Source organism: Pseudomonas sp. NA-150 (genome assembly GCF_044336365.1).
Taxonomy (GTDB): domain Bacteria; phylum Pseudomonadota; class Gammaproteobacteria; order Pseudomonadales; family Pseudomonadaceae; genus Aquipseudomonas.
On the sequence record NZ_CP172305.1, the window covers coordinates 1,765,722 to 1,779,375 of the forward strand.

Consider the following 13,654-nt stretch of genomic DNA (forward strand, 5'->3'; position numbering starts at 1 on the left):
CAACAACGCTTTTGCTTTTTTAAAAGCTGCTGCAATCAACATGATCGGAGCAATGCTCATGGCATCTCAAGACCCGAATGTTTGGCAGATTCTGAACGACAGCGACGCGCTAAAAGAAATAAAACGCGAAAAAACCAGGGTGTCGTTACTGTTGCTGCTGGTGGCCGCGGTGTACTACATGGCGCTGTTGCTCGGCGCGTCCTACTTGAAACCGCTGTTTACCCTGCAATTGGGTGGCGAACTGAATTTCGGAACAGTGTTTGCGATTTCGCAATACCCCTTCTGCGGGCTGCTGGCCTGGATCTACGTGATCAAGATGCGTTCGATTGATCGCAAGGTCGACGCCGTTGTGCACCAGTACCAGCAGGAGATCCGCTGATGAAAACCGCCCATTGGCTACCTCTGGCGGTCGGCGCGGTACTGGCCACCACCATGCTCCCGGCGATGGCGCAGACCACCGTGGTCAGCCCCGAATTCCGCAACCTGACCTTCGTCGTCTTCGGCGCACTGGTCGCCTGTACGCTGCTGATTACGTGGTGGGCGGCACGCCGCAATACCACGGTCGGTGACTTTTACACCGGCGGCGGGGCGATTTCCGGGTTGAAAAACGGCCTGGCGATTTCCGGCGATTACCTGTCGGCCGCTGCGTTTCTCGGGGTCTCGGGCCTGATCGCGCTGTACGGGTTCGACGGCATTCTCTATGTGGTTGGTTTCTTCGTCGGCTTTATTCCGGTGCTGCTGTTGGTCGCCGAACCTTGCCGCAACCTTGGGCGCTACACCCTCAGCGACGTCCTCGCGTTCCGCAATGGTTTTCGCTCGTCGAAGACCGCCGGGGCGGTGTCCAGCGTGTGCGTGGCGATCTTCTACCTGATCCCGCAAGTGGTCGGTGGCGGGGTGATCATCAAGGCGCTGGTCGGCATTGAATACGAAGTCTCGGTACTGCTGGTCGGCGCCTTGATGCTGGTCTACGTGTTGTTCGGCGGCATGCGCGCGACCACCTGGGTGCAACTGATCAAGGCGGTATTGCTGATCGGCTGCTGCTTCCTGATGGTGATGTTTGCCTGGGCGCCGTTCGGCTTCAACGTTCCGCACGTCATGCAACAGTTGCTGCTCAGCGACGCCTTGAGCGCGCACATGCATCTGCTGTATCCAACAGCGCCGGCCGGGGTCGACCTCAATCGGCACTTCCTGCAGCCGGGTCAATACCTGAAAAACCCGATGGAACAACTGTCGCTGGGCCTGGCGCTGGTCCTCGGTACAGCGGCCATGCCTCACGTGCTGATGCGCTTCTTTACCGTGCGCGATGCCAAGACCGCGCGCAGTTCAGTGCTGTGGGCGATGCTCGGGATTGGCACCTGTCACGTGTTCATCGTGTTCATTGGTTTTGCCGCGGCTTACTACATTGGCGCGCCGACCATCTCCAGCTTCGACAAGGGCGGTAACCTCGCAGCGCCGTTACTGGCGCAGTTCCTCGGCGGCGGTGCTGACAGCTGGATGGGTAACTTCCTGCTGGCGTTCACCGCTGCCGTGGCCTTTGCCACGATTGTTGCGGTGGTGGCCGGTTTGACCCTGGCCGCGGCGTCGTCGCTGGCCCACGACATCTATGTCGGCGCCATTCGCCAGGGCCACGCCACCGAGCGTCAGCAAGCGATGGCGGCACGTGTCGCCACGCTATTGGTCGGGGTGTTGGCGATCACCGTCAGCCTGTTGGCCAAGGGGCAGAACGTGGCCAGCCTGGCGGGTCTGGCGTATGCCGTGGCGGCCTCGGCGAACCTGCCGGCGCTGTTGTTGACCCTGTACTGGAAACGCTGCAACACCTACGGCGTACTTGCCGGCGTTATCGGTGGAACCACGCTGGCCATCGCGCTGGTGCTGGTGTCGCCGAACATGACTTATCCGGCGCAGGTGCGTCAGGCCGCGTTGACCAGCGTCGGGCAGTTGCAGCAAACGCTCGATCAGTTGCCGAGCGATCAAAGCGCGCAACGCAGCGCTTTGATCGAACAGCAGAAGCAGGCGCGCAGCACCGCTGACGCCATCGCTCCAGACGCCACCAGCATGGTCGGCCTGCGCGAACCGTTGATGCCGCTGCGTAACCCGGGACTGATTTCGATCCCCGCCGGTTTCGTGTTGGTCATTCTGTTTTCGCTGCTGTTTCGCGATCCACGTTCGCAGCAGATGTGGGCGCAGATGTCGGTACGCCAACACACCGGCATCGGCATTGCCGCCGCCAGCGCTCACTAATTTTTCCTTTGCGCGGATGCCGAACGTCCGCGCCTTTTTATTCCCAGGGAGTCCGTTAATGGCCACCTTACCGCTGATCAAAGTCGCCGCCTGCCACGCTGCACCGGTGTTTCTCGACAAAACCGCAACCACCGCCAAGGCGCTGGACCTGATGCGCGAAGCCGCGGCCAATGGCGCCGATCTGGTGGTGTTCCCGGAGTCCTACATTCCGGCGTTCCCGGTGTGGGCTGCGTTGTGGGCACCGATCCTCAACCATGACCTGTTCGAACGGATGGTGGAAAACAGTCTGTACATGGACGGCCCGGAAATCGCCGCCATCAGTGCGGAAGCCAAGCGCCTGGGGATCTTCGTGTCGTTGGGTATCAGTGAGCGCAGCAAGGCCAGCGTCGGCTGCATCTGGAACACCAACCTGATGATTGGCGACGACGGTTCGTTGCTCAACCACCACCGCAAACTGGTGCCCACTTTCTACGAGAAGCTGATCTGGGCGCCGGGCGATGGCCAGGGTCTGCGGGTCAACGACACGCGTATCGGCAAGATCGGTGCGTTGATCTGTGGCGAAAACACTAACCCGCTGGCGCGTTATGCGTTGATGGCGCAGGGCGAGCAACTGCACATTTCCTGCTGGCCGGCGCTGTGGCCGACTCGTCGTCCGGACAGTGGCAGCAACTTCGATAACGTTGCCGCCAACCGCATTCGTGCCGGCGCGCATTCATTCGAGGCCAAAGCCTTCGGCGTTCTGTGTGCCGGCTACATGGACAGCAGCATGCGTAATTTCCTGGTGGATCGCGATCCACAGGTGGCCGAGATCCTCGACGCCACGCCGCGCGCCGCAACGATGTTCGTCGACCCGACCGGCACCCAGATTGGCGGCCTGTTGCAGCACGAAGAGGGCATTCTTTACGCCGACATGGACCTCAATAAATGCATCGAGCCCAAGCAGTTCCATGACGTGGTGGGGTACTACAACCGCTATGACGTGTTCGACTTCGCCGTGACCCGCCGTCGCGACGAGCCGGCGCACTGGCACGATACGCCGCCAACGCGCAATCAGCTGTCAGACTTGGGCGAAACCCGGGTCGCTGCGCAGCAGCCGCTGGAGGAAACTTACCGCCTCTTTAACACGCGGGACATAGCGTAATTCGCGGTGCACGCTGAGCCATAGCTCGCGGGTGATGCGCACGTCATCCTCGAGCAAGCGGCGCAGGCCAAAGCGTTGGGCGTCGGCAAATTCGGGCAACAGCACGATGCCGGCGCCCGCCGCCGCCGCGAACATCTGCGCGACCATGCTCGACGAGTGAAAGACGATGTTTGGGCGGTCGACCGCATCTTCGAGCCAACGCACGGCGTCGATCTGGATCAGGTCGTCGATGTAGCCGACGAAGGTGTGTTGCGCCAGCTCCGCCACCGACATCGGCTGGCCGTGACGCTCCAGGTAACTGTCAGCCACATATAAATGCAAGGCGAAACGGCCCATCAACTCCGCATCCAGCCCTTTGCCGTGGGGTTTGAAAAAGCCGAGAAACACATCGGCTTCGCGGCGCGTCACATACAGCTGGTGCGCTGAAGTCACCAGCTCGACGCTGATGCCCGGAAAGCTTCGATTGAAATCCACCAGGCGACTGCTCAGGTACAGCGAGGCAATGCCCTCCATGGTGCCGATTCGCACAGGCCCATGAGGGGCACTGTTCTGTTGGTCGAGGGCGGCGGTCAGCGAGGCAAAGCCGTTGTCCATGTCTTCGGCGGATTGCAGCAAGTGCTGGCCGAAGCTGTTAAGGCTGAGACCGGCGTGACTGCGCTCGAACAGGCTGGCGCCCAGGCTGTATTCCAGTTGCGCAATGCGCCGGCTGACCGTGGACTGATCGACCCGCAGCTTCTTCGCCGCCTTGGCCAGATTCCCGGCGCGTGCCACCGCGAGGAAAATCCGCAGGTCATCCCAGTTCAATTGCTCGAGTTGCATGCCGTGTTTTCCGATCTTTTGTCGAGTGCAGAGGATGCCATGAAGGCATCAGGGCATACACAAAATCTGTAGGAGCTGTCGAAGGCTGCGATCGACCGGGAAGCGGTCGCACACATAGATACCCGGGCCTTTGCTTTGTGCGTGACTGGGTGCAAGAATCGAACTCATTGTTTTGAATAGTGAACAATCAATCATGCAAAAAGCCGAGATCGAAGGGCTCTGGACCCACGTGCACTGGTTGTCGATTCTGGAAGAGCAGGGCACCTACACGGCGGCGGCGATGCGCCTGGGGGTCAGCAAATCGGCGGTCAGTCAGCGCATTGTCGAGCTGGAAAAAGCCACTGGCCTGAGCCTGGTCCAGCGCACTACCCGCAGCGTGCGCCTGACCGATGCCGGGCAAGCCCTGGTGCGCGAAGTGCGCAGCGCCTACGAACACATCGCCCGCAGCTTCTCCGACGTGCGCGACTCGGCCGGCGTCGCCCGAGGCCTGCTGCGTCTGACCGCCCCGGTGGCGTTTGCCCGACAACAACTGGTGCCGCATCTGGCCGGCTTCCTGGCAGAATTCCCGGAAGTGCGCGTGCAACTGGACGTCTCCGACCACATCAGCTCGATTACCAGTGAAGGCTACGACCTGGCGGTCCGTCACAGCCATCAAGTGCCCGACACCCACGTCGCCTGGAAACTCTGCGCCACCCACTCAGTGCTGGTGGCCACCCGCGAATACCTCGAGCGCTTCGGCAATCCCAAGCGTCCGGAAGACCTCGCCGGCCACAACTGCCTGTACTACCCGCGCGGCGCCGACGCCCCGGCCTGGACCTTCGAAAAGCCAGCGCGCAAACAGACTGAACGGCTGACCATCCCGATCACGGGCACTTTTGCCACCAACAACAGCGAAGCCTTGCGCGACGCCGCCTTGACCCACCTTGGCATCGCCCTGCTACCCGACTTCAGCGCCCAGGCCGGGCTCAGGGACGGGCGACTGGTCCAGGTGTTGCCCAAGTGGAGATTGACCGGCGCGTTTCCCGAAGAGATCAACATGATTCGCCCGTACTCCGCCCACGTGCCGCGCGCCGTCAGTGCGTTTGTCGGCTACCTCAAGGCGCGGTTTGTTGATGGGTTTGGGTGGGACTGAAATATTGCGTCAAGGCAAAAATCCTGTAGGAGCTGCCGCAGGCTGCGAACAATACCCATCGCGAAGGTCGTTCCGACCTTATCGCAGCCTTCGGCAGCTCCTACAAAATGGGGGCCAACCGTGGATTTTTGTCCTACCACAAATCCCTGTGAGCCAGCGTGGTGGAGAACGCGGAGTCGCACGCGAAATAAATCCTCCGTGTATAAAAATTGACGCCACAAAAACGTCAATCTACCATGTGATGTCATATTGATATTAATCGTGCCGTCAGGGAACCCAACGGATGTCCAGAAACGTACTGGCCGCAGTCTTGCTCAGCCTCGCCCCCGCCGCGTGCGCCAGCGCCGCCACCAAATGCCAGGAACAAAAGGTCGAGGGCCACACGGCGCAAATGTGCCTGTTCCCCGGTGACCCCTTCCAGCACGATATCTACCGCCTGAGCGTCGACGGCCAGCAAATCTTCAGCCTGACCGACGACTTCGCCGAAGACATCAACCTGATGCACCACCTTCCTGTCGGCCCAGCCGTGGAATACCCATTGTCGAACCAGGGCGGGGCCAGCGTGGCGATCAAGGGCGGGTGTGTGCCGATCAGTCAGAACAACGCCGAAGTGGCCCGCGTGTGTAACTTTCAGTGGGGCAAATATCAGGTGATCAAAGATGTCCGGTTTGAGTTTTTGACACATTGACGACGAGGTGATTGATGGGCGCAGGCAATAAGCACGCGTGGGAGGTCGCGCTCCAAGGGCTGCAACGCTTCTTCGACGAGGGGATGACACGCTGGTCGAAAGAGCGGTTCAATTTGCTGTTTCCGAGTGAGGAAATCGCCGGCAGCGGTTATGTCCTGGCGCAGCTCTCACGGCTGGAACAGCGGCAATTTATTGCGTTTGTCGGCGCAGAAGAACTCTATATCGAAGTAATAAAAAACCAGTAACCCCCCTCCTTTTTCCTTCGTACACCGATCTCGAGTGGGGCAGGCTGGGTTGGGGTAGATTTGTGGGGATTACTCAGGGACAGACCCCGGTTTTTGATTAAAGGCGGCGAGGGCGAGGTGAAGATCGCCCCCCTAATCAACAGGCAAAAAAAAGCCCGCTCAGCGGCGGGCCTAGGGTTCATCTAGAAGCAGATCAACGAGGAGTGCTAAGAGATTGGGCGCATTCAGGTGAACGTGGTGTGAAAGCAATGTCGCAAAAACGGAAGCGTGATCAGCGGTACGCTCGTTTGGGATAGGTGTCAGTACGAACATTGGAAGACAGCCCCAGTTTTCAGTAATGGAGAACCACTACTTATTGCCCCCTCTCGCGGACTCATAACGACAACCCACTCATTCCCTCTGCAAAAACCATCTCGTCGCAAATAAATTGACGCCACATTTATGTCAAATTACCACTGGTGGCGATTTGGTATTGAAGCAGCTCGACGTGCCGAATCAGGCCAAAAAAACCGGGACAATCCCTGATTACCATCGGGGCTTTGACCCGTGGTGGAGCAGGGAACGTCAGCTTACCCTCACTCTCACCCAAACCACCGTCCTAGACACATTCACACTGTGAAATGGGTTGTTGTAATTTAATTGACGTCACAAAGCTGCCAACCTATGATGCCGGCAATTTGATGTTGAAATGCTATCTATGGACGGCTTCCCGGCCCGTGTGCAGCGAGTGTGGCCGGACTCACAGGTCGCGTTAATGCCTGCCCTGACCGTTCCCTCGGATATTTCAAATTTCATTTAAACACCCTTCAGCCGGTCGAAAATAACGCCGCCCGTCAAAGGCTAGACCTTCATTGGTTTGAACATCAGGCATCGCGTCGCTGTGAGTGTATCGCTCGCGCTATTTAACGATGGACGTCATAAGGAGCTGGACGAAAATCCAGAGTGCAATGAGTATTGGAAAATTGGGTGCAGGAAATAGTGGATTTCGCCTGGATATCAATGGCCTGAGAGCCTTGGCGGTCACGGCGGTGGTGCTTTATCACTTTAATGTGGGCGGGGTGACGGGCGGGTTCGTCGGCGTCGATGTGTTTTTTGTCATTTCCGGCTTTTTGATGTCGGGCATTATTGCCAACGGTTTGCAGCAGGGTAACTTTTCAGTTTTGTCATTTTACTGGGCCCGTGCGCAGCGCATTATTCCTGCGCTGGTATTCGTTGCCGTGGTGTTGCTGGTGTTGGGTTGGTTTTTTCTTGCACCGTCCGATTATAAAATGCTCGGCAGGCATGTTCGTCAGTCCTTGTTCTTTATTTCCAATATTGGATATCTGAAAGAGTCCGGATACTTTGACAGCGCGAGTCATGGTAAATGGCTGCTGCATACTTGGTCGCTGTCGGTCGAATGGCAATTTTACCTGGCGCTGCCCTTGGTATTGGTCGCTGTCTGGAAGGTGTTTCCTGGCAAGAAGGCGATGACAGTGGCGCACCTGATTGCGTTGGTTGTTTCGTTCATTATTTGCGTAAAACTAACCCACGCAGCACCGCAAAAAGCATTTTATCTGCTGCAGGCACGCAGTTGGGAGATGCTGCTCGGTGGTCTGTGTTTTCTGGTCGGAGCAGAGCTTAAGCTCTCCCAAGGCGTTCGAAAGACCCTTGAATACGCCGGCCTGTTATTGATTGTCGCGTCGGTATTTTGTCTGGACCCGTCTCAGGCCTGGCCTGGTTATTTGGCACTGCTCCCGACCCTCGGCGCAGCCATGGTGTTGGCGGCCAAGAGCGATAGTTCCTGGTGGAGTCACAACCGGCTTACTGAATGGTTGGGGACGCGCTCCTACTCGCTGTACCTGTGGCACTGGCCGCTGGTGGCCGCGTTATTTTATTGCTATCAGCAGAACAGTAGTCTGTGGATAACCGCCGCGATTCTGCTGGCTCTGTTGATGAGCGAACTGTCTTATCGTTTTGTTGAGCAGCCATTGCGGTTCGGGTTAAAGCGGTTGAGCCTCTTTCGTGCTGTCGCTTGCCTGACGGGATTGCTCATCGTCACGGGGGGCATGGCGCAAGTTGTGATCAACAAGGGTGGTTTGACGGCACGCATGCCTGCGCAATTCCTCGAGATGGAACAGCGCGCGTTGGTGGGTAACAACTCGCGCAATGGCGAGCGCCTGGCGAAAGGTGCTCCCTGTGTCTACGGCGGGAAGGACATCGAGCTGATGGTCATCGGCGACAGTCATGCGGCAGTGTTGGTCACCGTCGCCCAAGGCGAGTTGCCGTCGCAGGAACAGGGTGTTTATTTTCAAGCAGCACCCGCCTGTTTGCCGGTTATCGGCATCACTGAAAGAGAGCACGCCGACCAGGGTGAGGACGATCCTTGCAACCGTATGAAAGAGCAACTAGCGAAAACGCTGGACACCGAAATGAGCCAAGTGCCGGTGATTGAAATCAATCGGACGTCGATGTATCCGCTGGGTTATAACGGTGACGATCAAACCGAAAAGCGCAAACCGCAGGCTTTTACCGATACGCCTGTCGACGCAGCGACGCCTGAGTCGTTAAAGGAGTTCGGTCGGCTGTATGTTGAAAGTGCGTGTGCCATCGCCAAAAATCGCCCGCTCTATCTGGTGCGCCCGATCCCGGAAATGAAGATTGAAATGCCGGAAGCAGTGGGCAAGCAAATGCTGTTGGGCAAGCAGCATGATTTCACCCTCAGCCGTGAAGACTATCGAGCGCGCAATGCCTTTGTCTGGAGTATTCAGGATCAGGCTCACGATCAATGTGGTGTACAGATTCTTGATCCGCTGCCTTACCTGTGTGATGACAACGTATGTTATGGCAGCAAAGGTGGCGAGCCGCTGTATTTTGATGACAATCATCTGAATGCACTGGGCAGCAGCTTATTGGCGCCGATGTTTGCCAAGGCGTTTGCGGCCATGCCTCACATGCACAATCGTGAAGGCGCAGTTGGGGCGAATCAGATGGCAACGGGTAACTCTCCGCCCAAGGCTTGATCTGATTCACGAGGCTTACGGATTCTTCAATTAAAAATGACCAACCCGAACGCATCGGGATTGGTCATTTTTCGCTACAACATCCCGCTCATCACGCCTTGGTGTTAATGATTTCCCCTGTGATCTGCCCGGTGCCATTCACCACCGAAGCGGGTTTTACGGCAGCCTGGTTTTGCGCTACCGGGTGCTGTTGTTTCTGCAGCAGTTTTTGCGCCTGGCGATCGCCATGGCCTGCTTCCTTGGCGGTTTCAGCCGCGGTCTCGGTGGCTTCTTTCAGAGCCGCTGCGACGGTGCTCGCGGTTGTGCTCGCGGGCGTCGATGCAGATTGACCTCTTAGGTCCACGGCCACCTTGGTGGTTGGCGCGAGGGTGGCGGGACTGGTGGTCGAAATTGCGTCAATTGACATTCGATGTCTCCATTATTTGATCTACAGGCGGTGTCATATCGGCTAGCCGACTGACACGAAGGTTGTTACGTGCTAATCCTTGAGGCGTTCGGCCATTGAATTGACCTACCCCCCCGAGCAACAGAGAGGCAGGGCAAAGGTTAAAGACAGGTATGTACGAAACATGTCAGCGATAAGTGAAAGTTCCGCCGTAGACCCGTCTCTGTTGGCATAGGTTTGCGCGAATGTCGCCGGCACGCTGTCAGTTGGAGCGTTCTAGTTCATCCGAGCCATGTTTCTGAGTGCTGGCGATTGTTTTGTCGTGGTTATCTTTTTGATGGGCTTTGGCGACGGCTTCGGCCTGTTCGGTCTGCTGATAATGTGCCATCGACGCGTCACGGGCGGCGATCATATTGGCCATGACTCTATCGCCGCCGCCTTCTGCCATCGCGGCAACGGAAGCGCCCATCAATACGACCATCAACAATGCTTTAAGGGATTTCATGGTGACTCTCCAGTAAGTGTGCGGTCCCAACAGTATTTGTTGGTGTGAGCTCATTTTAAGGAGGTCGATGTTTCTGCCCGTTCGCCGTGACATGAATTATTTGACAGGTTGGTTGTTGAGCCGTAGCGGTGAACTGATACCGGGGCGGATTCATTTTCCCGTCGCTGTCACCTCTTTATAAATCTCCTCCAGGTTGGCCTTGCGCTCCTGAGTGTTGGGGTGGCGTAGCGCCGGTGACTTGACGATATCTTCCACGTTACCAGCCAACATCATCGCCTGGTTGCTCTGCGCCGCTGGCGCGTCGCTGGCCTGCGGGGGAGGCAGGTCCTTGATGAAGGCATTGATCGAGGCGGCCAGTTGTCGGCGATCCGGATAGACCCGACTGAGCATTTTCACCGCGCATGAATCGGCTTGCAGTTCCTGATCGATGTGGTGCCGGGTGAACTGGCCTTTTTCCAGTTTGATGCGGTCAACCACCGCTTTGGGGTTGCTTTGGGCATTCTTCATCAAAGTCAGCAGGTCTGATTTGACGCTGAACGAGTCGACCACCACGCTCTGCATCTCTTTGGTCTCGTGGCGCTGCAACACATGGGCGATTTCATGGGCGAGGGCGAAGTGCGCCTTGTTCTGCATCTCGGGCGTGGTCAACAGGCCCTTGTCCAAATACAAGTAGCCGCCCGGCAGTGCCAGGGCGTTGTGATTGTCGCTCTTGACGATGAACAGCTTGAACTCGTAGTCATAGGGTTCGTGGATGCTCGCGAGTATGTCGCGCAGCATGGCGTCAGCCGCCGGGTAGAATTTGCGCCCCTGCTTACTGTCCCGCTCGATTAACTGCTCCAGACGCGCCTTGTGCTGGCGTTCGGCATACATCACCTCGGCATCCATAGGCATCCAGTTGAGTTGCTTGGCTGCCAGCTTGGCCGATTGGGTGAGCGTGTCGGTGCTACTGGTGGCGGGGGCGCTGCCACCCAGCAATTTGGTGAGCTGCCCGGGCATCGCCTTGATACCTTCCTTGATGCCGAACACCGACAGCGAGGCGAAGTTATCGGTCAGCCGATAGGGTTGGACCAATTCGGCGCAATGCCGGTCCAGCACCACCAATGCCCGTGGTGGCAGGCTGTCGATTTGCTTCAGGTGCTCCGGGCCTTCCTTGCTGCCGAAGGGGTTGGACATTTGTGAGCTGCTGCAGGCGCTGGTCAATATCATCAGCGCCAGCACTCCATGCAAGGCCACGCGCGCGTTCATGGGGCTTCCTCGACAGGTGCCAGCCTGTCATTTGATTTGTTGCTTGAGTTGGTTGATGCGCAAATCCCTGGCGCCGTAGTAACCCTCTTCGTCGAACGTCGCCGCTTCGTAGATCATCCGGCGAGTCGGGTCGGTGATTTCTTTCTTGATTTTCTCAAGGCGCTTGCGCACTTCCGGGTCGGCCTGGGCCTTGGCCAGATCAGCCTGGGCTGCCTGGGCGTTGAACGGGCGGTCCTCTTCGAGCTTGCGGCCACCGGTTTTAGGGGTGTTGACCACGTTGCCCAGCACGGTGACCAGAGCGCCGCATTCGGCTTGTTGGGGGTCTGACTTGACCAACTGCAGCAGACTATCCAGGACACTGGATTCGTTTTTCAGATTCTGCAGCCCTTGGCATTGTTGACCCATGGCCATCATTGATGCGCTTGACACCAGAATGGCGATGGTCAGCTTCAGGATGGACGGTTTCATGGTAGTTCCTCGGATCGATCAGAGAAGTGAGACCCAAATGTAGAAAGCAAGTAGCAAGAAAAACGCCGCCCGACGCAGCAGCAGAAAGGCGAGCGCCGTGTACTGATGGGTCTTTCGCAAACGCCTGAAGTCAAGGACGAAAAAGCGGGCGGCACGCTCTTCCAGGCCGTGGGCGTGATGGGGGCGCTGTTCAACTTCGTGGGCGACTTGCTGTTGGAAGGCGCCAGGCCCATGGTCGTGGGCGGCTTTCAGACTAGCGATCAAGGTCTGACGCTGCCGATAACCTTCTTCAACCGCCTCGCCGATGGCACTGTTGAAAAAACTTTCAATCAGCATCCCCACAGCGATGGGTATCGGTGACAGCCAGATGCTGTAGTTGCGCAGTAAATAGAAGGAGACAACGGTCAGGAAGGCAACAACGACCAGCAAGCCAAGCGTAAGTCCGAAAATCGCGTAAGGGGCCATTTGTCGGTTGCGGGCTCTGTCGCTGAAGCGCAACGCAAAGTAAATCTGCCAGCAGCGAGCAATGAATCTACCCAGCAACAGGCCGAGCACAATATCCAGGACGAAGGCGAGCACTTCCCTGGCTTCATCGGTGGGTTGCAAAAGGGACATATAGGCTGCCGCGTGGACTTCCACGCCGTACATCTGACCCACGGGTGTCAGGTAGGTATCGCTATCGTCGTAGCTGCCGCCGAAGAACACCACCGGTAACTGATAGGGATCATCATTTCCTTTGGATTCGGCCTGGCAGGTATATAGGTCGCTTACCGCCACTGCGCTCAGGCCCGATCGGTATTGACCAGGACTGACACGTAGAGCCTGTTCTCGTTTAGCCAGGCAGTTTTCTCCCTTGGCTGGTTCGTTGTACTTTTCAAAGGCAGCGGCCGCCATTGAGTCAGCCTTACAGCCGATAGTGTTAAGCAGGCCATAGCTGAGGTTGAGTGTTGGGTTGCCGAAAGTCACAACCAGTGAAAGACGGTTGCGCCATTCCTGAATTTCCTTCTGACCCTCTGTGTCCAGCACTTGGCTGGGTTCCATCAGGACGGTGGGAGTTTTGTGATATTTGTTGAGAACGACTTCGAGTTGACTCTCGCAGCCAGAATTTTTTCCACCTGCGTCACCGTTAACAGGCAGGGCGGGGGACAGGTCGAGGTCAACCACCAACAGCTTCGGTTTGAAAAGGGTGTAGATCCTCTCAAGATCTATCGCCAACTGGCAGCGGTCCAACGGTGCTCGTTGTCGGTACTTGTCTTCGTGCCATTTCTGATCAATCAGCACCACGGCCACGGTGGGATGACTTTTAATGCCCAATGACGCGGCCTTCGCAGCAAGATTGCCGATGCTGAGGAAGGCGTAGCCGTCGATGGCATCGAGCATATGATATTTGTGATGACCGATACCCACCAACGCAGAAACCATCAGCGCGGCCGGCAAATGGTGGGTGATCTTCGAGATCCAGTGGCCGATACGCTGCCAGGACGAGGCGTGTTCGGGCATACCGTTCGCTCCGTCGCTGACGAAACGTTGGCCCAGGGATTTGCTGGGGACCGGGCAGTGGGAGTGGGCTGCCATTGTTGCGCCCCAATGCCGGTCGATGAACTGCAACGCTGCGTAACGTGACGCAGGTTAATGACTGGACGCACTCTATAATTTAGCAGTTCAGCGGGTGCTGACAAGTTCAGTCAAGTTAGTTCGTTATCGTATGTTCGACGCAAAATGTATGACAGTCCCGCGTCGGAGTGGTAGTTTTTTGCCCCTCAATAACAGTCCAAGGACGACCTGC

The 13,654-nt window shown here is 57.4% G+C and carries 13 protein-coding genes; 7 read left to right on the forward strand and 6 right to left on the reverse strand.

From position 1 onward, the window contains the following. Positions 1-58: 58 nt before the first annotated feature. The 3 genes from ACF0H7_RS08425 to ACF0H7_RS08435 are packed head-to-tail and all read left to right on the forward strand — an operon-like array spanning position 59 to position 3,382. Positions 59-379, forward strand: a complete 321-nt coding sequence (locus ACF0H7_RS08425) for a DUF485 domain-containing protein (RefSeq protein ID WP_397452303.1) — start codon at positions 59-61, stop codon at positions 377-379. Beyond that, a complete protein-coding gene (locus tag ACF0H7_RS08430; RefSeq protein WP_397452304.1) occupies positions 379-2,241 on the forward strand; it encodes a cation acetate symporter in 1,863 nt (620 codons plus the stop codon). Before ACF0H7_RS08425 ends, ACF0H7_RS08430 begins: the two co-directional genes overlap by 1 nt. Before the next feature lie 58 nt (positions 2,242-2,299). Then, a complete protein-coding gene (locus ACF0H7_RS08435) occupies positions 2,300-3,382 on the forward strand; it encodes a carbon-nitrogen hydrolase family protein (protein WP_397452305.1) in 1,083 nt (360 codons plus the stop codon). Here the strand turns inward: ACF0H7_RS08435 and ACF0H7_RS08440 are convergent. Next, positions 3,299-4,201 (reverse strand): LysR family transcriptional regulator, encoded by a 903-nt coding sequence (locus ACF0H7_RS08440; protein WP_397452306.1) that lies wholly within the window; start codon positions 4,199-4,201, stop codon positions 3,299-3,301. The genes ACF0H7_RS08435 and ACF0H7_RS08440 overlap by 84 nt on opposite strands. Before the next feature lie 193 nt (positions 4,202-4,394). Here ACF0H7_RS08440 and ACF0H7_RS08445 point away from each other — a divergent pair, with 193 nt between their 5' ends. The 4 genes from ACF0H7_RS08445 to ACF0H7_RS08460 all read left to right on the forward strand — a co-directional run bounded on the left by ACF0H7_RS08445 (position 4,395) and on the right by ACF0H7_RS08460 (position 9,265). Continuing rightward, complete coding sequence (locus tag ACF0H7_RS08445) at positions 4,395-5,333, forward strand: LysR substrate-binding domain-containing protein (RefSeq protein WP_397452307.1); 939 nt, start codon at positions 4,395-4,397, stop codon at positions 5,331-5,333. Positions 5,334-5,616: 283 nt separating this feature from the next. Beyond that, entirely contained in the window at positions 5,617-6,021 is a 405-nt protein-coding gene (locus ACF0H7_RS08450; RefSeq protein ID WP_397452308.1) for a hypothetical protein, read from the forward strand. 14 nt (positions 6,022-6,035) lie between these two features. Next, positions 6,036-6,266: a hypothetical protein gene (locus ACF0H7_RS08455; protein ID WP_397452309.1), complete on the forward strand. Its 231-nt coding sequence runs from the start codon at positions 6,036-6,038 to the stop codon at positions 6,264-6,266. A gap of 947 nt (positions 6,267-7,213) precedes the next feature. Then, on the forward strand, positions 7,214-9,265 hold the full coding sequence (locus tag ACF0H7_RS08460) for an acyltransferase family protein (protein WP_397452310.1): 2,052 nt from the start codon (positions 7,214-7,216) through the stop codon (positions 9,263-9,265). A 91-nt stretch (positions 9,266-9,356) separates the two neighbouring features. Here the strand turns inward: ACF0H7_RS08460 and ACF0H7_RS08465 are convergent, their stop codons facing one another. The 5 genes from ACF0H7_RS08465 to ACF0H7_RS08485 all read right to left on the reverse strand — a co-directional run bounded on the left by ACF0H7_RS08465 (position 9,357) and on the right by ACF0H7_RS08485 (position 13,368). Next, positions 9,357-9,671: a hypothetical protein gene (locus tag ACF0H7_RS08465; RefSeq protein WP_397452311.1), complete on the reverse strand. Its 315-nt coding sequence runs from the start codon at positions 9,669-9,671 to the stop codon at positions 9,357-9,359. 241 nt (positions 9,672-9,912) lie between these two features. Then, a complete protein-coding gene (locus ACF0H7_RS08470; RefSeq protein WP_397452312.1) occupies positions 9,913-10,155 on the reverse strand; it encodes a co-regulatory protein PtrA N-terminal domain-containing protein in 243 nt (80 codons plus the stop codon). A gap of 150 nt (positions 10,156-10,305) precedes the next feature. Then, positions 10,306-11,400: a M48 family metalloprotease gene (locus ACF0H7_RS08475; protein ID WP_397452313.1), complete on the reverse strand. Its 1,095-nt coding sequence runs from the start codon at positions 11,398-11,400 to the stop codon at positions 10,306-10,308. 27 nt (positions 11,401-11,427) lie between these two features. After that, entirely contained in the window at positions 11,428-11,868 is a 441-nt protein-coding gene (locus ACF0H7_RS08480) for a hypothetical protein (protein WP_397452314.1), read from the reverse strand. A gap of 18 nt (positions 11,869-11,886) precedes the next feature. Then, positions 11,887-13,368 (reverse strand): CHASE2 domain-containing protein, encoded by a 1,482-nt coding sequence (locus ACF0H7_RS08485; RefSeq protein WP_397452315.1) that lies wholly within the window; start codon positions 13,366-13,368, stop codon positions 11,887-11,889. Between the last annotated feature and the right edge of the window lie 286 nt (positions 13,369-13,654).

What these genes read in the sequence shown, in the direction of transcription:
- ACF0H7_RS08425 (WP_397452303.1), top strand. Translation starts at nt 59, where the DNA reads ATGGCATCTCAAGACCCGAATGTTTGGCAGATTCTGAACGACAGCGAC.
- ACF0H7_RS08430 (WP_397452304.1), top strand. Translation starts at nt 379, where the DNA reads ATGAAAACCGCCCATTGGCTACCTCTGGCGGTCGGCGCGGTACTGGCC.
- ACF0H7_RS08435 (WP_397452305.1), top strand. Translation starts at nt 2,300, where the DNA reads ATGGCCACCTTACCGCTGATCAAAGTCGCCGCCTGCCACGCTGCACCG.
- ACF0H7_RS08440 (WP_397452306.1), bottom strand. Translation starts at nt 4,201, where the DNA reads ATGCAACTCGAGCAATTGAACTGGGATGACCTGCGGATTTTCCTCGCG.
- ACF0H7_RS08445 (WP_397452307.1), top strand. Translation starts at nt 4,395, where the DNA reads ATGCAAAAAGCCGAGATCGAAGGGCTCTGGACCCACGTGCACTGGTTG.
- ACF0H7_RS08450 (WP_397452308.1), top strand. Translation starts at nt 5,617, where the DNA reads ATGTCCAGAAACGTACTGGCCGCAGTCTTGCTCAGCCTCGCCCCCGCC.
- ACF0H7_RS08455 (WP_397452309.1), top strand. Translation starts at nt 6,036, where the DNA reads ATGGGCGCAGGCAATAAGCACGCGTGGGAGGTCGCGCTCCAAGGGCTG.
- ACF0H7_RS08460 (WP_397452310.1), top strand. Translation starts at nt 7,214, where the DNA reads ATGAGTATTGGAAAATTGGGTGCAGGAAATAGTGGATTTCGCCTGGAT.
- ACF0H7_RS08465 (WP_397452311.1), bottom strand. Translation starts at nt 9,671, where the DNA reads ATGTCAATTGACGCAATTTCGACCACCAGTCCCGCCACCCTCGCGCCA.
- ACF0H7_RS08470 (WP_397452312.1), bottom strand. Translation starts at nt 10,155, where the DNA reads ATGAAATCCCTTAAAGCATTGTTGATGGTCGTATTGATGGGCGCTTCC.
- ACF0H7_RS08475 (WP_397452313.1), bottom strand. Translation starts at nt 11,400, where the DNA reads ATGAACGCGCGCGTGGCCTTGCATGGAGTGCTGGCGCTGATGATATTG.
- ACF0H7_RS08480 (WP_397452314.1), bottom strand. Translation starts at nt 11,868, where the DNA reads ATGAAACCGTCCATCCTGAAGCTGACCATCGCCATTCTGGTGTCAAGC.
- ACF0H7_RS08485 (WP_397452315.1), bottom strand. Translation starts at nt 13,368, where the DNA reads ATGCCCGAACACGCCTCGTCCTGGCAGCGTATCGGCCACTGGATCTCG.